We start from the raw sequence: 23,926 nt of genomic DNA on the forward strand, positions 1-23,926 counted from the left end.
TCAGGCCTCGCCGTTCCCGGCGTGCTGCTCGACGAAGGCGCGCGCCTCGTCCAGCTGGTCGGGGGTGTTCAGGTTGAACAGTTCGACGCCCTTGAGGTTGCGCTTGGCGATGCCGGTCAGGGTGCCGGCGGGGGTGAGCTCCAGCATGCCGGTGATGCCCTGCTCGGCCAGCGTGGCCATGCACAGATCCCAGCGGACCGGATTGGCGACCTGGTTGATCAGGCGTTCCAAGTAGTCGGCGCCGGAGGTCACCACCTGGCCGTCGCGGTTGCTGAGCAGGGCGAGGCTGGCGTCCCGCGGTTCGACCGTCGCGGCGACCTCGCGCAGGTGCGCCACGGCCGGCTCCATGTGGACGGTGTGGAAGGCCCCGGCAACGCTCAGCGGGAACAGTCGGGTGCGCTTGGGAGCCTGCTCCGCGAAGGCCTCCAACTGCTCGACGGTGCCGGCGGCGACGATCTGCCCGGAGCCGTTGTTGTTGGCGGGGGTGAGGCCGGCTGCCTCGATGGCGGCCAGCACCTCGTCACGGTCGCCACCGATGACGGCGGTCATCGACGTGCGGCGCAGTGCAGAAGCCTCGGCCATCGCCCGGCCACGCTCACGGACCAGGGTGATGGCCTCGTCCTCGCCCAGCACCCCGGCGATCGCGGCGGCCGCCAGCTCACCGACGCTGTGCCCGGCGACGGCACCGACGCGCTGGTCGGCACCGGCCTCGCCCAGCAGTTCGGCCGCCGTGGCGATGGCGGAGGCGACGAGTAGGGGCTGGGCCACGGCGGTGTCACGGATGGTGTCCGCATCGGACGTGGTGCCATGGGCCGCCAGGTCCAGCTGGGCCACCTCACCCAGGGCCGTCAGGCGCTCAGCGAAGCTGGGCAGCTGGAGCCAGGGGGCGAGGAATCCGGGGGTCTGGGCGCCTTGTCCCGGCGCAACGATTGCAAGCACGTAGTCCACTCTGTCCCTTCCAGCGGCCCTGGACAGCGGATGACACGACGAAATCTACGGGTGCGCTGTTGTGGGATCCCCACAACAGGCATGGGATTCCCAGGCGGGGCGTCGGGTACCTCTTGTGGGGGATGATCAATCGCTGGTCAGCGTGCGATGGCCGCGAGACGTCCCAGGGTGATGGCCAGGCGCAGCACATAGGCGTCGCGGGCATCGGTGGGGGAGTAGCCCGTCACGTCCTGGATCCGCTTGATGCGGTAACGCACCGTGTTGGCGTGGACGAACAGCGCACGCGCCGTGGCTTCGACCGAACAACCGTGGTCCAGGAAGCTGACGCAGGTCTCGAGCAGGTCCCCACCGGCGGCACCCAGCGGTTCGAAGACGTCGCGGGCCAGGGCACGGCGGGCGTGGCCATCTCCGGCCAGGACGCGTTCGGGCAGGAGTTCGGTGGCCGGGAGGGCGCGGCCACCCTCGGGCCATGCGTCGGAGGCGCGCAGGCCACTGACCGCCGCGCGGGCCGAGCGGGGGGATTCCACCAGGTCCTCCACCAGCGGGCCGATCACCACGTGTCCGGGGCCGAAGTAGTCCGAGAGCTCCTCGACGGCGGCAATGGAGGCGGCCTCGTCGCTCACGTCCGGACCGCTGGCCACCAGCACCAGTCGATCCCCCTGGACGGCGATCAGGACCTCGAGGCGCATCTTGCTCGCGTGCCGGCGCAGGGCGCTGATGGCATCCTCACCGTGCTCGTGCACGTGCCCCACGGCGACGAAGACCTTGCTTCCAGACCGCCAACCCAGCGTCGAGGCCCGGGAGACCATCGACTCGTCGGCCTCGGCCCGCACGATGGAGTCCACCACCAGGGCCTCCATCCGGGCATCCCACGCGCCGCGCACCTCTGCGGCACGGGCATATACCTCGGCGGCGGCGAAGGCTACCTCTCGGGAGTAGTGGACGATGGCGGTCTGCAGGACGGGACGGTCCTCCTCCTCGGCCAGGAGCTGCACCTGTTCCTCCACGACGGCGATCGTGGTGCGCATCAGGTCGACCGTCTGGTGCAGGGTGATGTTGCGGGTGAGGGCCCGTGGGGCCGCGGCGAAGACATTGGCCGGGTCGAAGGCGACGGTGGGGTCGTCGGCCACCCACTGCACGAAGCCGTCGATGCCACCCTGGGCCACGACGGAGATCCAGGAGCGGTGCTCGGCGTCGAGCTCCCCGAACCAGGGATGCCGCTCGTCCATCGCTGCGAGCGTGGCGGTGGTCATCTGCCCGATGGTGGCCGTCAGCCGGCCCACGAGGGCCTTGCGGTCCGCGTCGGACGGCACCAGGGCCCTACCGCTTCCGGACGTGGGACCGTCGGGACGGCCGGGCTGCTTGCTGCTGCGCGATGCCATGGGGCCTCCTTCCTGTTCTGCCGAGCCTAGTGGGCCCTGCAGCTAATGTGGACGAGTGGCCAGTACGACGACGGACCCTGCACCGCAGAACGTACCCTCACCGGTGGATGCGCTGCGGGAGGTGGCCTTCTGGCTCGAACGTTCACGGGCGGACAGTCACCGCGTCAAGGCCTACCGGCGGGCCGCCGACGCACTGGTCGCGCTGGATCCGTCCGACTGGCTGGCCCTGGACGAAGCCGACGGTTGGGCGGCCATCCCCGGACTCGGCCGCAGCACCGTGGCCGTGATCACCGAGGCGCTGACGGGTCGTGTCCCGCAGCGCCTCGGGGAGCTGCGTGAGGCCGGGGCCCAACCACTGGCCGTCACGCACCTGCGCGGCCTGGTGCGGGGTGACCTGCACTGTCACACCACGTGGAGCGACGGCGGATCACCCGTGGGGGAGATGGCACGGACCGCCGTCGTCCTGGGACACGACTACCTCGCGATCACCGACCACTCTCCGCGGCTCACCGTCGCCCATGGCCTGGATGCCGACCGCCTGCGGGCGCAGTGGCGGGAGATCGACGAGGTCCAACGGACCCTGGACGAGCAAGGTGCCGCCGTGCGGATCCTGAAGGGAATCGAGGTGGACATCCTCGACGACGGCGCCCTGGACCAGACCGAGGAGATGCTCGCGGGGCTGGACGTGGTGGTGGCCTCGGTGCATTCCAGATTGCGTTCGGACCGCGATTCCATGACGCAGCGCATGGTTGGCGCCATCGCCAATCCGCACACCACCGTGCTCGGGCACTGCACCGGCCGTCTGGTGGAGGGGGCGCGGGGCACCAGGCCTGCCTCCGACTTCGATGCCGAGGTGGTCTTCGAGGCCTGCCGTCAGTTCGGTGTCGCCGTGGAGATCAATTCACGCCCGGAGCGCCAGGATCCGCCCGATGAACTGCTCGCGCTCGCCGAGCGGATGGGATGCCTGTTCAGCATCGACACCGACGCCCATGCACCCGGTCAGCTGGACTTCCAGACGCTCGGCTGTGCGCGTGCGGAGGCCGCAGGGATCCCCGCCCAGCGGATCATCAACTCCTGGCCGCTCGACGAACTGCTGGACTTCGCGAGCCGCTGAGTCAGTCCTTCTTGTGCGTCGGGCCGCCGAACATGATCTCGTCCCAGCTCGGCACCGAGGCACGCTTCTTGCGGGAACGCGGCTTGGGCTTCGGCTTGGGGGCCGGTTCGGGCGCGGGGCTCTCGACGAGCGGTGTCTGCTCCACCTCGACAGCGGCCTCCGCCACGTCGGCCGAGCCTGTCGAGAGCACCTCGAGATCGGGCTGTGGGACATCGGGCTGGGGGACATCGGGCTGGGGGACATCGGGCTGGGGGACATCGGGCTGGGGGACATCGGATTGGGGCAGCTCCACCTCCACCACGACACCCTGAGCCGGGCGCGCGACGGGCGATTCCTCGGGCAGGTCCACCACGGCCGCCAGGTGAGGCTTCCGCTCGCCCTTCGGCTCTGTCACGTCGTCCGGGTCCTCGAGAGGCTCGGGCTGCGGGGTGGACTCCGGCTGGGGCTCCTGCTCGTCAGTCTGCTCCGGCTGCGGCTCCGGGGTGGGCTCGGGCTGGGTCACCTTGGCCGTGCTTGTCGAGGCCTCCGGCTCCACCTCTGCCTCGTCGAGTACCGCATCGACCGGCTCGGGCACGTCCTGGGTGACCGGGTTGGTCAGTCCGGCATAGATGTTGACCGAGTCCTCGGCGAAGGAGCTGAGCATGTCGTACAAGACGTCCATGTCCGAGGTGTTCTTCGGGACGAAGTCGTAGACCCCGTCCACCTCCTCGAATTCGGCCGGGGCGTAGTCCTCCACCTCGGTGTCGTCGGCCTCCGGCTCTGCGGTTTCCTCGGGCTGGGCTGCCACTGCGGGTCCCACCGAGAGGGCCGCGGGCGCCTGCACCGGCGTGCTCCTGACCGGTTCGGAGGGGGAGGCGGGGGTCTCGACGATCGGGACGGAGCCCTGCACCGCGCGGATCAGGGCCAGTTCGTCGTTGAGGTCGATGGTGGGCTCCGCGTCGGGTGAGCTCACGGGCTGGGAGGCTGTGACCTCACCGATCAGCCACCGGGCCTCGTCATTGTTGGCGACGCTGAAGCGGGCGCGCTGGTCGAAGATGAAGCGCGCAACGCGCCGTTCACCGTCAACCTCAAAGCAGCCCTGCACGGTCCAGCGGCGGTCCTCATTGCGCCAGGCGTCCCAGTCCTCCTCGTCGATCACGACGCCGTGTGGTGCGAGCTTGTCGGTCACCACGGACCGCATCGAACGCACGGAACCGGTCTCGCCACGGCGACGCACCGGGCACTGCAGTGCGGTGCCCGCCACATGTTCGCGCTCCGCCAGGACGGGAGCCGCGAAGGGCTCCACCTTCTCCACCGGCACCCCGGCCACGTGCGCGACCTCCTCGAGCGATGCTCCCGACCGGATCCGGGTCTGGATGTCGCGGGGGCTGAGGGCGCTTGTCATGTCTTCTCCAGTACTGGCGAAACGGGTAGGCACGAGGAAATCACGGGCTGTGGCGTCAATTCTGCCGTGCCCAACCTACCGTGCCCTGCCACCCGTCGCGCCGCAAGCCATGGGTGTGGCGTGTGCGAAGGATCGTGCTTGGGTGCGACGCCGGGTTCTGCAAGGATCGGTTCATGACCAGCACGGATGCTCCCACCAACTCGCTCGCCCCCTATGACGCCATCCTGCTGGTGTCCTTCGGTGGGCCGGAGAAGCCGGACGAGGTGGTGGACTTCCTGGAGGTGGTCACCAGGGGTTCCGGGATCCCCCGTTCACGGCTTGCGACGGTCGGGGAGCACTACTTCCTCTTCGGGGGCCGCAGCCCCATCAATGACCAGAACAAGGCGCTGATGGCAGCGCTGGAGCACGAGCTGGCCGGCCGCGGCAACACCGTCCCCATCCACTGGGGCAACCGCAACTGGCACCCCTTCATCGACGAGGCGGTGCAGGGGCTCGCCGCGCAGGGTCATCGGCGCGTCCTGATGCTGACCACCAGCGCCTACCCCTCCTACTCCGGCTGCCGTTCCTATCGGGAGGCGATGGCCGAGTCCCTCGCGAAGCATGCCCCGGACCTGGTCGTGGACCGGATCGGCAACTACGCGCTGGAGGATGGTTTCCTCGACGCCAATGCGGCTGCACTGCGGCAGGCACTGGAGGAGCTTCCGGGTGCCCGCGTCGTCTTCGTGACCCACTCCATCCCGACGGACATGGCCGGGGCCTCGGGTGCCCCCGAGGCCCGGGGCGCCTATGTGACCTGGCACGAGGAGGTGGCCCGTCGAGTGCACGCCGCGCAGGGGCTCGCCGACGACTATGACCTCGTCTACTGCTCCCGCTCCGGCCGCCCGGACCAGCCGTGGCTGGAGCCCGACGTGAACGACCACCTCGCCGCGCTGAAGGAGCGGGGCGTGGACCGCGTGGTCCTGGCACCCATCGGCTTCATCTCGGACCACATGGAGGTCATCTACGACCTGGACACCCAGGCCCGCCAGACCTGCCAGGAGCTGGGCATCACGATGGCGCGCGCCGCGACCGCAGGCGTCGCCGAGACATTCGTCGCCATGCTCGCCGACCGTCTGGTGGAGCGGGCCGCGCAGGCACGTGAGGGCGGCACCCTGCCCTGCGCCAAGGGATGCGGCGGCACGGGGTGTTGCCCGAACCCGCGCGATCCCCGGACACCGGCGATCGGCTGAGGAGGATCACCATGGAGCAGACCACATCGAGCCCAGCCCTCGGCCCGGCCTGGGAGGACCTGCGCAGCTACATGGCACAGCCCCGGCTCGTGAGCCTGGACATCGCCCCCGACGGACAGTGGCTGGCCGTCGGGGTCCAGACGCCCAACGAGAAGTCGACCGACTACCGGACCAATCTGTGGCGTGTACCGACCACCGGCGAGGGCCCCTCCCGCCAGCTGACTCGTGGCGTGGAGGGCGACGCACTGGCAGCGATGCTGCGCGACGGCTCTCTGCTGTTCACCTCCGGCCGCCAGGCGCCGTCATCAGACGGTGGAAGTGATCACGACAAGGCCCTGTGGTGCCTGCCCGCCGGAGGTGGCGAGGCGCACGTCGTGGCACAGCGCCCAGGCGGTTGGCAGAGTGTGCTGTCCGCGCGCGAGGCAGACCGGCTCGTGTGCGGCGTCGGCATCGCGACGGGACTCGACGGTCTGGAGGAGGACGACACGCTGCACCGACGCCGTGCCGAGGCCAAGGTGTCCGCGATCCTGCACGAGGGCGCCGGTGTGCGGCACTGGGACCATGACCTGGCGCGCCAGACCACTCGCTTCGTGACCCTCGGCGTGGACCTGGACCGGGACGATCCGGTGGATTCCACCAGCCTGCGGCTGGCCAGCCCGGAACTGGGCGTCGGCCTCTCAGCCTCCGCCACCCTGTCCTCCCACGGCGACTTCCTGATCACCAGCCATGACGAGCCCCAGGCCGGCGCCGGACGGAGCTCGCACCTGGTGCGCCTCGGCCTGGACGACGGCAGCGTCGAGAGGATCGCCAACGACGACTCCTCGGAGCTGGAGGACCCGGTGCTCAGCCGCGACGACCGCCTGGTGGCCTGCACGCGCTATGAGCGGGGCACCCCGGAGAGCGCCCCGCGGTTGTACCTCCACCTGGTGGACCTCGAATCGGGCCGGGGCCGTGACCTTGCCTCGGACTGGGACCGGTGGGCCACCCCGGCCGCCTTCAGCCCCGACGGGCAGATCCTCTACGTCACGGCCGATGAGGACGGCGAGTGCCCGGTCTTCGCCGTCGACATCGCCACCGGGAGCGTGCGCCGCCTGACCCAGCACGGCGCACACAGCCAGGTCTGCCTGGCACCGGAGGGCGGGGCGCTGTACGCCCTGCGCTCCGCCTGGGACGAGCCGGGTTCGGTGGTGCGGATCGACCCCGCGACGGCCACCAGCAGCGTGGTCTACGCGCCCGTCACCGGCGCGGACCTTCCGGGCCGCCTGGAGCGCCTCGAGGCGCGGGCCGAGGACGGAACGCGCATCCCCGGTTGGCTCGTGCTCCCGGACGGCTGTGATGCGCGGCACCCGGCACCCCTGGTCCTGTGGGCCCATGGCGGTCCGCTCAATTCGTGGAATGCCTGGAGCTGGCGCTGGTGTCCGTGGCTGCTCGTGAGCCAGGGCTACGCGGTTCTGCTCCCGGACCCGGCTCTCAGCACTGGCTACGGCCGTGGCTTCATCCAGCGGGGCTGGGGACGCTGGGGCTGCGAGCCGTACCAGGACCTGATGGCGGTCACCGATGCCGTGGTGGCACGTGAGGACGTCGATGCCGAACGTACCGCGATGATGGGCGGTTCCTTCGGTGGCTACATGGCCAACTGGATTGCGGGCCACACGGACCGCTTCCGGTGCATCGTGAGCCATGCCAGCCTCTGGAACCTGGACAGCTTCGGCCCCACCACGGACATTCCCTGGTACTGGGGGATCGAGTTGGGGGAGCGGATGATGCGGGAGCACTCTCCGCACCGCTTTGCCGACCAGATCACCACACCGATGCTGGTGGTGCACGGTGACAAGGACTATCGCGTCCCGATCGGGGAGGGATTGGCGCTGTGGTGGGCGCTGACCAGCAACCATCCGGGGCCACCGGAGAGCCTGCCGCACAAGTTCCTCTACTTCCCCGACGAGAACCACTGGGTACTCACCCCGCAGCATGCGACCATCTGGTACGAGACGGTGCGCGCCTTCCTCGCCGAGCACCTGGAGGGCCAGCCCTTCGTGCGTTCGGACCTGCTCTGAGGACTGACCACTGGGGCGTACCGGGGGGCCTCCGTCGGACAGGGACGCGGGCATGTGATACACATGTGCCTGCCGTTGGGCACACACACGTTGCTTCGCGCAGGAACAATGCGCAGGCCAGAGGCGTTGTGGGGCACACCGGGAGCACTTCACGGCCCCCTGGGGCCCCCGGACGACAGGGAAGGATGACATGGCGACTGACTACGACGCCCCGCGCAAGACTGACGAGGACGTGAGCGAGGACTCGATCGAGGAGCTCAAGACTCGTCGCAATGACAAGAACTCGGGCAAGGTCGACGAGGACGAGGTGGAGGCCGCGGAAGCCTTCGAGCTGCCCGGCGCGGACCTGTCCCACGAGGAACTGACCGTGCGCGTGCTGCCTCGTCAGGCTGACGAGTTCACCTGTGGGTCCTGCTTCCTCGTGAAGGCAGCCAGCCAGCGGGCCGAGAGCCGCAAGGGCATCGACTACTGCGTCGACTGCGTCTGAGCAGACCCAGCGCACAGCAAACACAACGACGGGCCGCATCCCCAAGGGGTGCGGCCCGTCGTCGTGCCTGAAGAGGTCAGAGCTTGATCTTGGTCCTGCTGGCGGTGTCGAGTCGTTCGCCCGTGACCGCTTCGAAACGGCGGCCGACGAAGCGGTTGAGTGCCACCTGCGAGACGCCGAGCCCAAGGCCACTCGCGAGGGCCCAGATAGCGGCATGCGTGGCGGGCACCTCCGGGTCATTGGGGTCCGGCGGGTTGTCTCCCGTCGCAGCCTTCCAGGCGGCCTGCATGAGCTTCTGCGTGACGATGGTGGTGACGGTGCCGAGCAGGCCGGCGTAGATCTTGAAACCGATGTTCTGGCTCGTGGTGGCCATCTGGTCTCCCTCACTGTCTGGCCAAGTGTGCGTGCACGGCGGCCGGTCGATTCGACATGTCGAACTTGCACTTCCATCGTAGGCATTGCGCCGGCATGGCAGGCACACGAAAGGCCGACTTTCGCCACCGGCGGACCACGGTAGGTTGGTGCACATGCCCGAAGCACCCGTGCCCCACGATGGCCCCCGGCACCGCGAACACCTGGTGGTGCCCCCGTCCTGGTGGTTGTTGACCCTGGGTTTCGCCTTCACCCTGGTGGTGGCCGTGGGCGCCTACCTGAACCTGCAGTTCGGCGCCGCCGTTGCCGTCCTGTGCCTGCTGGCCATCGGAATCGCCTTCTGGGCCTATGGACACACCCTGTTGGCCGCCGACGACCGGGGCATCCGGGTGGACCATTCCCTGGTGGAATGGCCGTGGATCAGCAGCGTCGAGGTGCTGGACCGGTCGCAGGTCCACGACGCGATGGGCCCGGGTTCCGTGGCCACAGCCTGGTTCGTCACCCGCCCCTATGTGAAGGAGGCGGTCAAGGTGGTGCTGGATGATCCCGCCGACCCCCATCCCTTCTGGCTGGTCTCGAGCCGCCATCCGGAACGGATCGCCGCGGTGGCCGCACAGCACCTGACCCGCACCGCACCGACGACGCAGGAGCCCTGATGGAACAGATTCGTGCCGTGCGCCTGGACAAGGACCTTCCGCTTCCCGTGCGCGCACATCCTGGGGATGCCGGGCTGGACCTGATGACCACCACCGATGTGTACCTGGCGCCGGGGGAGCGGGCCCTGGTGGGGACGGGACTCGCCGTGGCCATCCCCGAAGGGTGGGTCGGTCTGGTCCACCCCCGCTCCGGACTGGCGGCCCGCAGCGGCCTGACGGTGATCAATGCCCCGGGAACCGTGGACGCGGGCTATCGCGGGGAGATCAAGGTCTGCCTGCTCAACACGGACCTGTCGCAGCCGGTCGTCCTGAAGCGCGGGGACCGCATTGCCCAGCTTCTGGTCCAGCGCGTCGAGCTACCGGTCCTGATGGAGGTGGAGGACCTGGGCGAGAGCTCACGCGGTGCGGGCGGTCACGGCTCCAGCGGCGGGGTGTCGGCCTGGCAGGCAGGATAGAATCGAGGACGTTGCCGCGGCGAGAGCCGTCGCGGCCCACCGGAGGGAAGGCCACCGTGAGCGAGAACGACCAAGGCATCGAGAACGAGCCCCAGGAGCAGGCCGAGGTCGTCGACCCCACAGATCCGAAGTGGGACGAGCTCGACGCCCAGGACTGGCGCGAGGACGGCCCCTTCGACCTCGACGAGGTGGACCTGGATGCCGATGACGTGGACCGTCTGGACTTCGGCAGCCTGATCATGACGCCCTTCGACGAGATGCAGCTCCAGCTGCAGATCGACGAGGCCACCCAGCAGGTCCAGGCCGCGCTGGTGATGCACGCCAACTCCGCCCTCGAGGTGGCTGTCTTCGGCGCCCCCGCCACCAGCTCCATGGCCGGTGACATCCGCCGCGAAATGGTCGAGGTCACCGAGCAGCAGGGCGGTGACGTCCAGCTGGCCGAAGGGCCCTTCGGCACCGAGATCCGTCGCGTCATCCCGCTGCAGAATGACGAGGGCGAGACGATGTACCACGTCTCCCGCACGTGGTTCGCGCACGGTCCTCGCTGGCTGGTGCGTGGTGTGCTGATGGGTGAGGCCGGAATGACCGAGGGAACCGATGGCCCCGCCGCGGTCCTGTATGAGTTCTTCCGCAATCTTGTCGTGCGTCGCGACGAGAGCCCGCGCGTGCCCGGCGACCTGATCCCGATGACCATCCCCGAGGAGCTGGTCGCCCAGGCTCCCGAGGATGGCGAGGTCCCCGAGCAGTGAGCAGGACTGCCTCCACCAGCGCCGAGCGCTCCCGCAGGGGGGCGCTCGGCCGGCTTGTGCGCCGGTTCACCACCACGGAAGGCCAGACCCAGGCCGAGGCGATGCAGGAAGAGGCCATGAGTGCGGGTTGCGCCAGCCTCTCGCACTGCCGGATGCGCGAGCAGGTGCGGGTGCGTGGCGTCATCTCGCAGGTGACGCTGAATCCGCGCGGTGTGAACCGCTGGTTGGAGGCCATCCTCGACGACGGCTCGGGGGAGGTCACCCTGATCTGGATGGGCCGACGGATCGTGCGCGGCATCGAACCCGGCCGCAAGTTGGAGGTGGAGGGACGCCTGACCCTCTTCGAGGGCAGGCCCACCATCTACAACCCGAAGTATTCCCTGCTGAACCTCTGAACCCGTCGAAACTCAGCCCTGGTCGTCTCGGGGCGCGAGCAGCTGCGAGAGTTCGGCCTCGTGCTCCGTGGAGACCACGAAGAGCAGCTCGTCCCCGCCCTCCAGCGCCCCGTCCGGGTGCGGGGCGACGGCGCGGCCGTCGCGGATGATGGCGACCAGGATGGCGTCGCCGGGGAAGGTGATGGCGCGCAGCATCTCACCGACGCGGGGACTCTCGCCCGGCAGTGTCATCTCGACCAGGTTGGTGCTTCCCTTGCCGAAGGTGAAGATCCGCACCAGGTCACCGACGCTCACGGCCTCCTCCACCAGTGCCGACATCAGGCGCGGTGTGGACACCGCCACGTCGACCCCCCAGACCTCGTCGAACATCCACTCATTGCCCGGGTGGTTGACACGCCCGACGGTGCGGGGCACGCCGAACTCAGTCTTGGCCAGCAGGGAGTGCACAAGATTGGCCTTGTCATCGCCGGTCGCGGCGATGCACACGTCGCAGGTGTCCAGCCGGGCCTCCTGCAGGGTGTCCAACTCGCAGGCATCGGCGTGCAGCCACTCCGCCTGCGGCACGGAGTTCGGCTTGATGGCCTTCGGGTCCCTGTCGATCAGCAGCACCTGGTGGCCGTTGACGATCAGCTCACGGGCGATCGAACGCCCCACATTGCCGGCTCCGGCGATCACGATGCGCATGGACTTCTCCTGGATGGTGGGAGTTTGGTGGTGGCTCAGTGCCGTTCGGGGGCCTCACCGAGGACCTGTTCGATCTCGTCGGTGCGGTCCAGCTCAATGGCGGCATAGAGCAGGTCACCGTCCTGCAGGACGGTTTCAGCGGTGGGCACCATGGCGGTGCCGTAGCGCTGGAGGAAGGGCAGGGGGGTGCGCACTGCCTGCTGGATCTCGCCGATGGTGCTGCCGATCCAGCCCTCGTGCACATGGACCTGCACCAGGCGGGCACTTCCGGACGGATCCCGCCAGACGGGCTCCGACCCCTCCGGCAACAGGCCACGCAGGACCTGGTTTGCGGCCCAACGGACAGTGGCCACAGTGGGGATGCCCAGGCGCTCGTAGACCTCGGCGCGGCCCTGGTCATAGATGCGGGCGACGACATTGTGCACGCCGAACTCCTCACGCACCACACGTGCGGCCAGGATGTTGGAGTTGTCGCCGCTGGAGACCGCGGCGAAGCCGTCGGCTCCCCGGATCCCGGCCTTGACCAGCACGTCGCGGTCGAAACCGACGCCCTTCACGGTGGTCCCACGAAATTCCGGGCCGAGCCGACGGAAGGACTCCGCATTCGTGTCGATGACCGACACGTCGTGGCCTCGCTTCTCCAGACTCCGGGCCAGGCTGGAGCCCACGCGTCCGCAACCCATGATGACGATCTGCACGCTGATTCCTCCACTTGCCGGGCACGACAGGTGAACGCTACCGCACCGGCTGCCGGGCGAGGGGCCCGGCTGGACTACAGTCTGGTCGTGAGTTTTTCGCATGCGGTCAAGAGACTGCTGGTTGGACGCAAGCTGGCGAGTACCCAGCTCGGCGAGACCCTGCTTCCCAAGCGCATCGCACTGCCGGTGTTCGCCTCCGACGCCCTCAGCTCGGTGGCCTATGCCCCCGACGAGATCCTGCTGACCCTGAGCCTGGCCGGAATGGCGGGCTTCGCCTTCAGCTGGCAGATCGGCCTGGTCGTGGCCCTGGTGATGGCCGTCGTCGTGCTGTCCTACCGCCAGACGGTGCACGCCTACCCCTCCGGTGGCGGTGACTACGAAGTGGCGACGGTGAACATCGGTCCCAGCGCGGGGCTCACCGTCGCCAGCGCCCTGCTGGTGGACTACGTGCTGACAGTGGCCGTCTCGGTCTCCTCAGGAGTGCAGAATGCCGAGGCCATGCTGCCCTTCCTCCGGGGGCACGAGGGTGTCGTGGCGGCCGTGGTGATTGCCCTGCTGATGGCGCTCAACCTGCGAGGGGTCCGCGAGTCGGGCACCATCTTCGCCATCCCGACCTACCTCTTCATGGCCGGCATCCTGGGCATGACAGTCTGGGGCTTCTTCCGGATCCTGGTCCTGGGAACCGACCTCCAGGCGGAGACCGCGTCCTGGAGTGTGCAGAGCACCAGCGAGTACGGCGCCTTCACCGGATTCCTGATGGTGGCGCTGCTGGCCAGGGCATTCAGCTCCGGCTGTGCGGCGCTGACCGGTGTCGAGGCCATCAGCAATGGAGTCCCGTCCTTCAAGCAGCCCAAGAGCCGCAATGCGGCCACCACGCTCGCCATGCTGGGCATCATCGCCATCACGATGTTGCTGGGCATCATCGCGCTGGCCAACCGCATCGGCGTCAAACTGATCGACCCCCAGGGCGGTTCCCACTATGTGACGCCCACCGGGGAGCACGTGACCACGGCCGGGCGCACCGTCGTCGGCCAGCTGGCGCGCGCGGTCTTCTTCGACAGCTTCCCGCTCGGTTTCTACTTCATCGTGACGGTCACCATGGTGATCCTCTTCCTGGCGGCCAACACCGCCTTCAACGGCTTCCCGACGCTCGGGTCGATCCTGGCCCGCGATGGCTACCTGCCGCGTCAGCTGCACACGCGTGGAGACCGGCTGGCCTACTCCAACGGCATCATCTCGCTGGCCCTTGCGGCCATCGGCCTGGTGCTGGTCTTCAACGGCTCCGTGACGGCCCTGATCCAGCTCTATGTGGTGGGCGTCTTCGTCAGCTTCACCATCAGCCAGTTCGGGATGCTGCGCCACTGGACACGGCATCTGCGCACAGAGACCGATCCGGAGGTGCGACGCCACATGCAGCGTTCGCGGGTCATCAATGCGGTGGGCCTGACCCTGACCGGCATCGTGCTCGTCGTGGTGCTGCTCAGCAAGTTCATGCATGGTGCCTACCTCGCCATCATCGCGATGGTGGTGGTCTTCTCGATGATGAAGTCCATCCGGCGCCACTACGACAAGGTCGCCAAGGAAGTGGCACTTGCGGGCGATGCGGACCGGGTCCTGCCCAGCCGGGTCCGGGCGGTGATCTTCGTCGGCGCCGTGAACAAGCCCCTGATGCGCGCGTTGAACTTCGCCCGGGCCACCCAGCCGTCGCACATGGATGCGGTGACGGTGGCCGTGGACGACGACGAGTCGCGTGAGCTCGTGGAGGCATGGGAGGCGGAGAACATCGACGTGCCGCTGAAGGTGATCGCCTCGCCCTTCCGTGAGGTGACCGGGCCCTTCGTCGAGTACGTGAAGCGGCTGCGCACGGACAATCCGCGCGACGTGGTGTGCGTCTACATCCCCGAGGTGGTGGTGGGGCACTGGTGGGAGCATCTGCTGCACAACCAGACGGCACTGGTGGTGCGCACCCGGCTGCACTTCATGCCCGGCGTGATGGTGACCAGCGTTCCCTATCAGCTGCGTTCCTCGGTGGATGCCGACGAGAAGTATGCGCACGACGACCCGACTGCGTGGCGGATGGTGGGCAAGTGATGACCGAGCACTCCGCCCCGATGACCGAGTCCTGCGCCCCGATGACCGAGCCCTGCACCCCGACGACCGAGCTTGTCGAGGTCGAGGTGGGCCCCGTCGCGCACGGTGGTCACTGCGTGGCTCGGCACGACGGGCGCGTCATCTTCGTTCGCCATGCCCTGCCCGGTGAACGGGTACTGGTGCGGATCACCGACGAGTCCCACAAGCGCTTCTGGCGCGGCGATGTCGTTGAGGTACTGCAGGCCTCGCCCGATCGGGTCGACCCGCCATGTCCGGTGGCCGGGCCGGGTGGATGCGGAGGCTGTGACTTCCAGCACGTCAGTGCGCAGGGGCAGCGCCGGTTGAAGGCCGAGGTGGTGCGCGAACAGCTCGATCACCTGGCCGGCATCGCCTGGGAGCCCTTGGTGGAGGCCGTGGAGCCACTGACCGGATGGCGGACCCGCACCCGCTTCGCCGTCGACCGTCCCGGTGACGACGAGGGCGGGTCGCAGGTTCCCGTGGTGGGCATGCGTGCGCACCGTTCGCACGATCTGGTCTCCCTGCCGGAGCAGGGCTGTCTGATCGCGGCGCCCGGAACCCCTTCTCCACAGCAGCTGGAGGAGGTGGCGGCCCAGGGCTCGTCCGACGAGATCCGCGTCGTGGTCCCCGCCCGAGGCAAGCCGGTCACCATCACCACCCGGGAGCAGGGCGCCGAACTGGTCCAGGAGCTGTGCGGCGGCCACGGCTATCGGGTGCGTGCCGACGGCTTCTGGCAGGTCCATCCGCGTGCGGCGGAGATTCTCGTGGGCGCCGCGATGGAGATGCTGCAGCCGGTGGCCGGGGAGAGCGCCCTGGACCTCTACTGCGGGGTGGGCCTGTTCGCGGGCGCGCTGGCGGACCAGGGGCTGGACGTGATGGGCGTCGAACAGGTGGACCGGGCGGTCCGGTTGGCCCGTCGCAATGTCCCGAAGGCACGCTTCATCTCCGCACCCCTGGCGAAGGCGCTGCGAAAGCTGCCGCCCGCGGTGGACGTGATCGTGCTGGACCCGCCCCGCACCGGGGCCGGAGCCCAGGTGGTCGGCCACCTGGCCGGGCTCGGGGCGCGAGCCATCGCCTATGTGGGCTGTGATCCGGCAGCCCTGGCCCGGGACCTCAGGACCTTCGGCGAACACGGCTACAGTGCGGAGGCAATCCGGGCCTTCGACCTGTTCCCGATGACCCATCACGTGGAGTGCGTGGCCCTCCTGGTCAAGGCTTGATCCCGGCGGAGGAGAATGGAGCCGTGCCCAAGTCCACCGCGAAGTGTCCGATGCGTCCCGGCGACCCGTGCAGCCTGTGCCAGCCCGGTGCCGATGGTCCGCACAACTGCGGGCTGGTCTACCTGGTGATGGATGACCCGGACCTGAGGGAGGCCTGGAACCAGAACCGCAAGGAACTGCGCCGCAAGGCGCAGGCCGAGAAGCACGCCTAGTCACACCCCATTTTGGCAAGGATTTCGGCACGTTATTAGGCGGTCCATGCGGTGGCAGGTGGGGGCGCGATATAGCAGACTGGCCTCGGAATCGACGTTTCGTCGTGCAGCCTCGACGAACGTGATATCTTGACATCAAGAGACTTTGGCGCAGTCGCCAGAGCAGCCCGAATCAGGAGTGATGCATGAGCGTCAACAGCTTTGGGGCCAAGAGCACCCTTGAGGTGAACGGCCAGTCCTACGAGATCTTCCGCGTCGACGCTGTCGAGGGGCACGAGAAGCTGCCCTACAGCCTCAAGGTTCTGCTGGAGAACCTGCTGCGCACCGAGGATGGTGCCAACATCACCGCCGAGGACATCAAGGCCCTCGCGGCCGGCGCTCCCACCGGCGAGCCCGACCAGGAGATCCAGTTCACGCCTGCCCGCGTGATCATGCAGGACTTCACCGGCGTGGCCTGCGTCGTCGACCTGGCCACCATGCGCCAGGCCGTCGCGGACCTGGGTGGCGACGCCGACAAGGTCAACCCGCTGGCTCCCGCCGAGCTGGTCATCGACCACTCGGTCATCGCCGAGTACTTCGGCACCGCTGACGCGCTGCAGCTGAACACCGACGTCGAGTACCAGCGCAACCTCGAGCGCTACAAGCTGCTGCGCTGGGCGCAGGGCGCCTTCGACGAGTTCAAGGTCGTCCCCCCGGGCACCGGCATCGTGCACCAGGTCAACATCGAGAACCTGGCCCGCGTGATCTTCCCGCGCACCGTCGACGGTGTGCTGCAGGCCTACCCCGACAGCTGCGTCGGCACGGACTCGCACACCACCATGGTCAACGGCCTGGGTGTGGTGGGCTGGGGTGTCGGTGGCATCGAGGCCGAGGCTGCCATGCTCGGCCAGCCGATCAGCATGCTGATCCCCAAGGTCGTCGGCTTCAAGCTGTCCGGCAAGCTCAACGAGGGCGTCACCGCCACCGACATGGTGCTCACCATCACCGAGATGCTGCGCGAGCACAAGGTCGTCGGCAAGTTCGTCGAGTTCAACGGCCCCGGCGTCTCCGAGGTGCCGCTGGCCAACCGCGCCACCATCGGCAACATGTCGCCCGAGTACGGCTCGACCATCGCCATCTGGCCGATCGACGAGAAGACCACCGACTACCTGCGCCTGACCGGCCGCGAAGAGGACCAGATCGCCCTCGTCGAGGCCTACGCCAAGGAGCAGGGCCTGTGGCACGACGCCGCCAAGGAGCCGGTCTACAGCGAGTACATCGAGCTGGACCTGTCCACCGTGGTTCCCTCGATCGCCGGCCCGAAGCGTCCGCAGGACCGCATCGTGCTCGCCGAGTCGAAGCCCTCCTTCGAGGAGTCCGTCAAGGCCTACACCGCCGATCCGGCCAAGACCGTCCCGGTCACCCTGGCCGACGGCACGAGCTTCGAGCTGACCAATGGTGCTGTGACCGTCGCCTCGATCACCTCCTGCACCAACACCTCGAACCCCAGCGTCATGCTGGGCGCCGCCCTGGTGGCCAAGAAGGCCTCGGACCTGGGCCTCAAGCCCAAGCCGTGGGTCAAGACCACCGTCGCCCCTGGATCGCAGGTCGTCACCGACTACTACGAGAAGTCCGGCCTGCAGAAGTACCTGGACGAGCTCGGCTTCAACACCGTCGGCTACGGCTGCGTCACCTGCATCGGCAACACCGGCCCGCTGATCCCCGAGGTCTCCAAGGCGATCAATGACAATGACCTGGCCGTCACCGCCGTGCTCTCGGGCAACCGCAACTTCGAGGGTCGCATCAGCCCCGACGTGAAGATGAACTACCTGGCCAGCCCGCCACTGGTCATCGTCTACGCGCTCGCCGGCACGATGGACATCGACCTGGCCAAGGACCCGATCGGCCAGGACAAGGACGGCAACGACGTCTTCATGAAGGACGTCTGGCCCACCACCGAGGAGATCGAAGAGGTCGTCGGCGGCTCGATCAGCGCCGAGATGTACAAGTCTCGCTACGCCGACGTCTTCGCCGGTGACCAGCGCTGGCAGAACCTCGACACCCCCGAGGGCAACCTGTTCGCCTGGGACGAGGCGTCCACCTACATCCGTCGCGCACCGTACTTCGACGGCATGCCGGCCGAGCCGACCCCCGTCGAGGACATCACCGGTGGCCGCGTGCTGCTGAAGCTGGGCGACTCGGTCACGACCGACCACATCTCCCCGGCCGGTTCCATCAAGGCGGACTCGCCCGCGGGCAAGTACCTCACCGACTACGGCGTGGCGCGTCAGGACTTCAACTCCCTGGGTTCCCGTCGTGGCAACCACGAGGTGATGATTCGCGGCACCTTCGCGAACATCCGCCTGCGCAACCAGATCGCGCCCGGCACCGAGGGTGGCTTCACCAAGGACTTCACCCAGGCCGACGCACCCGTGACGACGGTCTACGAGGCCGCGGAGAACTACCAGAAGGCCGGCACCCCGCTGGTCGTCCTGGCCGGCAAGGAATACGGTTCGGGCTCGTCGCGTGACTGGGCGGCCAAGGGCACCACCCTGCTGGGCGTCAAGGTCGTCATCGCCGAGAGCTACGAGCGGATCCACCGCTCGAACCTGATCGGCATGGGCGTCATCCCGCTGCAGTTCCCGGAGGGCCAGAATGCCGAGACGCTCGGTCTGGACGGCACCGAGACCTTCGACGTCACGGGTGTCACCGCGCTGAACGAGGGCGTGACCCCGAAGACCCTGCCCGTGGTGGCCACCAAGACTGACGGCAGCAAGGTCGAGTTCGACGCCGTGCTGCGGATCGACACCCCCGGAGAGCGTGCCTACTACCTCAACGGCGGCATCCTGCAGTACGTCCTGCGTCAGCTGCTCAAGAAGTGATCGACGCCCTCCCAAGGGCAGATCCAACCGGCTCGGACCGCGTCTTCCGCACGGAAGGCGCGGCCCGTCCGCGTTTTCGCTGACAACGAATCCAGGACTGGTGTGGACCGGGATGCCGCTACCTTCGAGTCAGCTTCCCGGCACTTGGCCGGGACCCACCGCAGGAGATCACGTGAACACTCGCAGCACCAAGTTCCTCGCCCTGTCCGCCGTCACCCTGATGGCGATGAGCGCATGCTCCAGCAAGGAGAGTGCCACCCCGGCGGCATCCCCGAGTTCCTCCTCGTCCGCCGCCGGCAATGCCGCAAACAGCGAGGCCAGCACCTCGCCGGAGGCCACCGCGGCGGCCTCGTCGGAGACGAGCAGCACCGAGGGCTCCGGTGGTGCCGCCGCGAAGAGCTACACCGATGCCCAGTTGGCTGCGATGCTGAAGGGCGCCAAGGCCAAGGGCATCGCACTGGAGCCTGCTCCCGCCTCGCTGACCAATCAGCTGAAGAAGACCGACGCCACCCAGCAGATCGTCAAGGCCATGCAGCAGGCCACGGTCAACCCGGCGGAGTGCAAGACGGCCAGTCTGGAGGCGGCCAAGCTGGCTCCGGTCGGAACCTCGGTGGCGGTCTCCGGTGCGGAGAAGCTGCCGCTGGTGGTGCTGCGCAGCCTCAAGTCCTCCGATGACGCGGTGAAGCTGATGGAGGCCCAGAAGAAGACCTCCAAGGCGTGCAAGAGCTACTCCATGACCATGACGGCGCAGGGCAAGAAGATCTCGATGAAGGCCGTCACCAAGGACCTCAAGCTGGACTCGGCCACCTCGCAGGACGAGTCCGGGCAGCTCACCACCCTGACCATGGACGGACAGACGATGCTCACGACGACGGCCTTCGGCCACGTGGACAATGTGTTGATCCAGGTCACGAGCCTGAGCAAGACGCCGGTCAGCGAGAGCGACCTGTCCACCATTCTGGAGGACGTCGCGAAGGCGGTCGACGCGAAGAAGTGACCGTCGCCTGATCCACCCCTCGAACCCCCGCGCAGACCAGGCGCGGGGGTTCGAACATCCTGTCGAAAAAATTGTCAGAGGCGCCCGGCAGCATCTTCCTCGAGGGGCTCACGGTGCAGGCTTGTCCGGCCGCGAGACCCATCCTAGTATCGAACACATATTCGAGGAGGGTGTCATGTCGGTGGCCTTTCGCCAGTATCCGGACCCACACAACCAGGGCGAGTTCCATGCCGGTGGGAGCCTGCGCGTGGTCCCGGCCCGGGAGGAGCGCCGAGCCGGGGCGGCACCGCAGCAGATCTACGTCCCACCCGGCTGGCCCACCGAGGTGCTGCCACCGGGGGCGCCGGACTGGGAGACCAGCGCCATCACCTGGCTGATGGACCAGTGCCCGGCGGACTACCGCGCCTATCCCGTACTGCGCCGCCATCCCGTCGTGCTGGCCCGCTTCGCGGCGGAATTCGTCGAGGGCCAGATCCGCTCCTCGCGTCAGGCCCTGGCCACGGCCCGCCCCAGCCTGGGGGAGTACGTGGAGCACGCCGTCCTGGACCAGGCGGCCGAGGCAATCCAGTCCGAGTGGGCACGCCTGGTGCGGGTGCGGCGTGCTGTGATGCTGGTGGAGGAGGCCCTGAGGGGCCGCATCTTCCTCCGCAAAATGTGAGCACCCAACATTGGGTGCCCTTGTGAGAGGAAGCACATGAGCAACGGCTCTAGGATGTCTCCCATGGCTTTGTTGGACCAGATCACCCAGCCCAGCGACTTGCGGGGGCTCACCAGTGCCGAACTGGACGAACTCGCGCGCGAGATCCGCGCCTTCCTGGTCACCAACGTGAGCCGCACCGGAGGCCATCTGGGTCCAAATCTGGGCGTGGTGGAACTCACCATCGCGATACACCGCGTCTTCGACTCGCCGAAGGACCCCATGGTCTTCGACACGGGTCACCAGAGCTACGTGCACAAGATCCTCACCGGCCGCGCAGGCCAGTTCGAGTCGCTGCGCCAGAAGGGCGGCCTGTCCGGCTATCCCTCGCGCTCAGAGAGCGAGCACGACTGGGTGGAGAACTCCCACGCGTCCACCTCCCTGAGCTGGGCCGAGGGAATGGCCAAGGCCTTCCGGCTCAAGGGCGAGGACAGGACCGTCGTGGCCGTGATCGGCGACGGCGCCCTGACCGGAGGCATGGCCTGGGAGGCGCTGAACAACATCGCCGTCCAGACTGACCTGAAGCTCGTGGTCGTCGTCAATGACAACGGACGTTCCTACACACCCACCGTCGGCGGTCTGGCCACCCACCTGGCCGGGCTGCGCACGGACCGGCGGTACGAGGCCGCGCTGGACGTCGCCAAGCGGAGCATCAACAAGGCACCCATCTTCGGCCGCCCCGCCTATGACCTGCTGCACGGCATGAAGACCGGCCTGAAGGATGTCCTGGCCCCGCAGGGCATGTTCAGTGACCTGGGCCTGAAGTACCTCGGCCCCATCGACGGTCACGACGAGGACGCGGTCGAGAAGGCCCTCGAACGGGCCAAGGGCTTCGGCGGACCCGTCATCGTGCACGTCATCACGCAGAAGGGGCGCGGTTTCAAGTTCGCCGAGGACAACGAGGAGGACCGTTTCCACGCGGTGGGCAAGATCAACGAGCTCACCGGTGAGCCGCTGAGTGCCGCGGTGCAGGCCACCTGGACCGACGCCTTCAGCGACCACATGGTGCGGATGGGGGACAAGCACCCCGAGCTGGTGGCCATCACCGCCGCCATGCTGCACCCCGTCGGGCTGGCCCGATTCAGCCAGGTCTTCCCGGACCGTGTCTTCGACGTCGGCATCGCCGAGCAGCATGCCGTCACCTCGGCGGCCGGCCTGGCGGCCGGTGGCCTGCACCCCGTCGTCGCCGTCTACTCGACCTTCCTCAACCGCGCCTTCGACCAGCTGCTGATGGACGTCGCCATGCACGGGCAGGGCGTCACCTTCTGCCTGGACCGGGCCGGCGTCACCGGCAGCGACGGCGCCAGCCACAACGGCATGTGGGACGTGTCGATGTGCTCGCTGGTCCCCGGCCTGCGGCTCTCCTCGCCGCGTGACCGCCAGCGGATGGAGGAGGCGCTGGAGACCGCGATCGGTGTCTGTGACGCCCCCACGGTGGTGCGGTGGAGCAAGGAGAAGCTGCCGGACCCGATCGAGGCGGTGCGCCACGAGAATGGGTTGGACCTGCTGCGCGTGGCCGAGGACGCCGAGGTTCTGGTGGTGGGCCACGGCCAGTTCGTCGGACTGGCGCTGGATGTCGCCGAGAGGCTGACGCGGCAGGGGATCGCCGCCACTGTCGTGGACCCCCTGTGGTCCATCCCGGTCAACCCGGCGCTGGTGGACCTGGCGGCGCAACACCGCCTGGTGGTCAACGTGGAGGACTCCATGGTTGCGGGGGGGACGGGCAGTGCCCTGTCCCAGGAGATGCGACGCATGCGGGTGCAGACGCCCCTGATGTGCTTCGGAATCCCGCAGGAATTCCTGGCGCACGCCGGCCGCAATGAGGTACTCGCAGCCCACGGGCTGACCGGTCAGGACATCGCACGCGAGGTACTGGGTTGCTACCTCGCCGGGACCACCGAGCCGGCCACCGACGAGGTCATCGCCACACCCCGCCGTCAGGCCTGAGGCTCGAAGAGCTCCAGCAGCACGGGCACCAGGTGCTCGCGCTGCCAGGGCCGTGCGCCCAGTTCAGCCAGACGCGCGTCCAGTGCGTCCGCGGTCAGCGCGGGCGGCTCGAAGGTGATCCGACGCAGTGTGTCTGGGCTGACCAGGATCTCCGGCGGCATGCCGAGCTCCTCGGCCAGTTCCTGGGTGGCCGGGCGCACGCGGTTCCACCGGGCGAAGGCCTCCGGGTGGCGGCGTTCCCAGCTGCGTGGCGGCGGTGGTCCGTCGGGGGTTGCCCGCATGGGCGGGAACTGCTTGGGGCCCATCTGTCCCACCCGTTCCAGGGCCTGCAGCCAGTTGTTCTCGTACTGACGTGCGGTCCGACGCTTGAATCCGTTGACCTGGCGCAGCTCATCCTTCGTGGGCACATGGGCCGGCTTGGTGCTGGAAGCCTTGGCCGCCAGGTCACAGATCGCCGCATCCTGCACCAGGCGGCCCGGCGCCTTGTCCAGCCGTTGGGCCAGTTCGTCGCGGAGCGTCCACACCTCACGCACGATGGCCAGCCCCAGCGGGCTGCGCACGTGGTGCACCCCATTGGTGCGCCGCCAACGGTCGGGACGGGGTGCCGGCTCGTCGGTGCAGTGCTCAACCAGCCAGGCGAATTCCTGACGAGCCCACTCCATCTTCCCGGCGCATTCCAGCTCCTCGGCCATCCGGTCCCGCAGCTCGACCAACAATTCCACGTCGAGGGCGGCATAGTTCACCCACTCATCGGGCAGCGGGCGCCGGGACCAGTCTGCGGCGGAGTGCTCCTTGAGCAGGCGCACACCGAAGAACTGCTCGATCATGGGCCCCAGGCCCACTCGGGGAAGCCCCAGCAGGCGGCCGGCGAGCTCGGTGTCGAACAGGGAAGTGGGAACCAGCCCGGCCCCCACCAAGCACGGCAGGTCCTGGGTTGCGGCGTGGATGATCCACTCGGCATCGACGACGGCCGCACCGAGTACCGACAGGTCGCACCGGCCGTCCGCGTCCTCGAAGGCCACCGGGTCCACGATGTGGGTTCCGGATCCGGCGCGACGGAACTGGAAGAGGTAGGACTTGTTGGAGTAGCGGAAACCCTGCGCCCGCTCGGCGTCCACGGCCAGTGGCCCCGTACCTCCGGCCAGCGAGTCGATGCAGGCCTGCAGCGCCTCCGGGGTGTCCACCACCGAGGGCAGCCCGTCGGCCGGGCTGTCGAGCACCGGCGGTGGCTCTTGGTCAAGTGCCTGCTGCTCAGTCTGGTCCTGCGTCATGT

At 68.4% G+C, this 23,926-nt stretch carries 22 protein-coding genes; 15 read left to right on the top strand and 7 right to left on the bottom strand.

The features are described from left to right. Positions 1–939, bottom strand: coding sequence for an ACP S-malonyltransferase (locus tag EDD41_RS01810; RefSeq protein WP_123576791.1), 939 nt, complete (start codon positions 937–939; stop codon positions 1–3). A 146-nt stretch (positions 940–1,085) separates the two neighbouring features. Beyond that, positions 1,086–2,201: a PucR family transcriptional regulator gene (locus EDD41_RS01815; protein ID WP_425454344.1), complete on the bottom strand. Its 1,116-nt coding sequence runs from the start codon at positions 2,199–2,201 to the stop codon at positions 1,086–1,088. Between the two features lie 184 nt (positions 2,202–2,385). Here EDD41_RS01815 and EDD41_RS01820 point away from each other — a divergent pair, with 184 nt between their 5' ends. Then, positions 2,386–3,444 carry a PHP domain-containing protein gene (locus tag EDD41_RS01820; RefSeq protein ID WP_094765325.1) on the top strand — a complete coding sequence of 353 codons (1,059 nt, stop codon included), beginning with the start codon at positions 2,386–2,388 and terminating at the stop codon, positions 3,442–3,444. Position 3,445: 1 nt separating this feature from the next. Here the strand turns inward: EDD41_RS01820 and sepH are convergent, their stop codons facing one another. Continuing rightward, entirely contained in the window at positions 3,446–4,861 is a 1,416-nt protein-coding gene (gene sepH / locus EDD41_RS17310; protein WP_342769255.1) for a septation protein SepH, read from the bottom strand. Between the two features lie 140 nt (positions 4,862–5,001). On the opposite strand from sepH, the gene EDD41_RS01830 reads away from it, so the two are divergent. The 3 genes from EDD41_RS01830 (at position 5,002) to EDD41_RS01840 (ending at position 8,601) form a co-directional block, all read left to right on the top strand. Beyond that, positions 5,002–6,057 (top strand): ferrochelatase, encoded by a 1,056-nt coding sequence (locus EDD41_RS01830; protein ID WP_123574767.1) that lies wholly within the window; start codon positions 5,002–5,004, stop codon positions 6,055–6,057. Positions 6,058–6,068: 11 nt separating this feature from the next. Further along, on the top strand, positions 6,069–8,114 hold the full coding sequence (locus tag EDD41_RS01835; protein ID WP_123574768.1) for a S9 family peptidase: 2,046 nt from the start codon (positions 6,069–6,071) through the stop codon (positions 8,112–8,114). Positions 8,115–8,304: 190 nt separating this feature from the next. After that, positions 8,305–8,601: a DUF4193 domain-containing protein gene (locus EDD41_RS01840; protein ID WP_094765322.1), complete on the top strand. Its 297-nt coding sequence runs from the start codon at positions 8,305–8,307 to the stop codon at positions 8,599–8,601. Positions 8,602–8,677: 76 nt separating this feature from the next. Here EDD41_RS01840 and EDD41_RS01845 read toward each other — a convergent pair whose 3' ends face one another. Beyond that, positions 8,678–8,974: a DUF4235 domain-containing protein gene (locus EDD41_RS01845; protein WP_094765321.1), complete on the bottom strand. Its 297-nt coding sequence runs from the start codon at positions 8,972–8,974 to the stop codon at positions 8,678–8,680. A gap of 154 nt (positions 8,975–9,128) precedes the next feature. Here EDD41_RS01845 and EDD41_RS01850 point away from each other — a divergent pair, with 154 nt between their 5' ends. From EDD41_RS01850 to EDD41_RS01865, 4 genes are read left to right on the top strand one after another with little or no spacing between them, the layout of a single operon-like run. Continuing rightward, positions 9,129–9,629, top strand: coding sequence for a DUF3093 domain-containing protein (locus EDD41_RS01850; protein ID WP_094765320.1), 501 nt, complete (start codon positions 9,129–9,131; stop codon positions 9,627–9,629). Next, complete coding sequence (gene dut, locus EDD41_RS01855) at positions 9,629–10,084, top strand: dUTP diphosphatase (protein WP_123574769.1); 456 nt, start codon at positions 9,629–9,631, stop codon at positions 10,082–10,084. The genes EDD41_RS01850 and dut overlap by 1 nt, the downstream gene beginning before the upstream one ends. Positions 10,085–10,140: 56 nt before the next feature. Beyond that, positions 10,141–10,833: a DUF3710 domain-containing protein gene (locus tag EDD41_RS01860; RefSeq protein WP_094765318.1), complete on the top strand. Its 693-nt coding sequence runs from the start codon at positions 10,141–10,143 to the stop codon at positions 10,831–10,833. Next, positions 10,830–11,228 (top strand): OB-fold nucleic acid binding domain-containing protein, encoded by a 399-nt coding sequence (locus tag EDD41_RS01865; protein WP_123574770.1) that lies wholly within the window; start codon positions 10,830–10,832, stop codon positions 11,226–11,228. Before EDD41_RS01860 ends, EDD41_RS01865 begins: the two co-directional genes overlap by 4 nt. A gap of 12 nt (positions 11,229–11,240) precedes the next feature. On the opposite strand, the gene EDD41_RS01870 is transcribed toward EDD41_RS01865, so the two are convergent. Both EDD41_RS01870 and EDD41_RS01875 read right to left on the bottom strand, forming a co-directional pair. Continuing rightward, positions 11,241–11,912, bottom strand: coding sequence for a potassium channel family protein (locus tag EDD41_RS01870; RefSeq protein ID WP_123574771.1), 672 nt, complete (start codon positions 11,910–11,912; stop codon positions 11,241–11,243). A gap of 35 nt (positions 11,913–11,947) precedes the next feature. After that, on the bottom strand, positions 11,948–12,595 hold the full coding sequence (locus tag EDD41_RS01875; protein ID WP_245995709.1) for a potassium channel family protein: 648 nt from the start codon (positions 12,593–12,595) through the stop codon (positions 11,948–11,950). 102 nt (positions 12,596–12,697) lie between these two features. Here EDD41_RS01875 and EDD41_RS01880 point away from each other — a divergent pair, with 102 nt between their 5' ends. The 7 genes from EDD41_RS01880 (at position 12,698) to dxs (ending at position 22,653) form a co-directional block, all read left to right on the top strand. After that, positions 12,698–14,701, top strand: a complete 2,004-nt coding sequence (locus tag EDD41_RS01880; RefSeq protein ID WP_123576795.1) for an APC family permease — start codon at positions 12,698–12,700, stop codon at positions 14,699–14,701. 41 nt (positions 14,702–14,742) lie between these two features. Then, positions 14,743–15,939: a class I SAM-dependent RNA methyltransferase gene (locus tag EDD41_RS01885; RefSeq protein ID WP_123576797.1), complete on the top strand. Its 1,197-nt coding sequence runs from the start codon at positions 14,743–14,745 to the stop codon at positions 15,937–15,939. Between the two features lie 23 nt (positions 15,940–15,962). Continuing rightward, positions 15,963–16,151 (top strand): DUF6767 domain-containing protein, encoded by a 189-nt coding sequence (locus EDD41_RS01890; RefSeq protein WP_123574772.1) that lies wholly within the window; start codon positions 15,963–15,965, stop codon positions 16,149–16,151. Between the two features lie 185 nt (positions 16,152–16,336). Beyond that, positions 16,337–19,012 (top strand): aconitate hydratase AcnA, encoded by a 2,676-nt coding sequence (gene acnA / locus EDD41_RS01895; RefSeq protein WP_123574773.1) that lies wholly within the window; start codon positions 16,337–16,339, stop codon positions 19,010–19,012. Positions 19,013–19,184: 172 nt separating this feature from the next. Continuing rightward, on the top strand, positions 19,185–20,009 hold the full coding sequence (locus EDD41_RS01900) for a hypothetical protein (protein ID WP_123574774.1): 825 nt from the start codon (positions 19,185–19,187) through the stop codon (positions 20,007–20,009). 175 nt (positions 20,010–20,184) lie between these two features. Then, positions 20,185–20,667 (top strand): hypothetical protein, encoded by a 483-nt coding sequence (locus EDD41_RS16485; protein ID WP_148060441.1) that lies wholly within the window; start codon positions 20,185–20,187, stop codon positions 20,665–20,667. 63 nt (positions 20,668–20,730) lie between these two features. After that, entirely contained in the window at positions 20,731–22,653 is a 1,923-nt protein-coding gene (gene dxs, locus EDD41_RS01910; protein WP_123574776.1) for a 1-deoxy-D-xylulose-5-phosphate synthase, read from the top strand. Here dxs and EDD41_RS01915 read toward each other — a convergent pair. Continuing rightward, complete coding sequence (locus EDD41_RS01915; RefSeq protein WP_123574777.1) at positions 22,644–23,924, bottom strand: HRDC domain-containing protein; 1,281 nt, start codon at positions 23,922–23,924, stop codon at positions 22,644–22,646. The two genes, dxs and EDD41_RS01915, sit on opposite strands and share 10 nt — an antisense overlap. Between the last annotated feature and the right edge of the window lie 2 nt (positions 23,925–23,926).

It is taken from the genome of Luteococcus japonicus (assembly GCF_003752415.1).
In the GTDB taxonomy this organism is placed as follows: Bacteria; Actinomycetota; Actinomycetes; order Propionibacteriales; family Propionibacteriaceae; genus Luteococcus; species Luteococcus japonicus.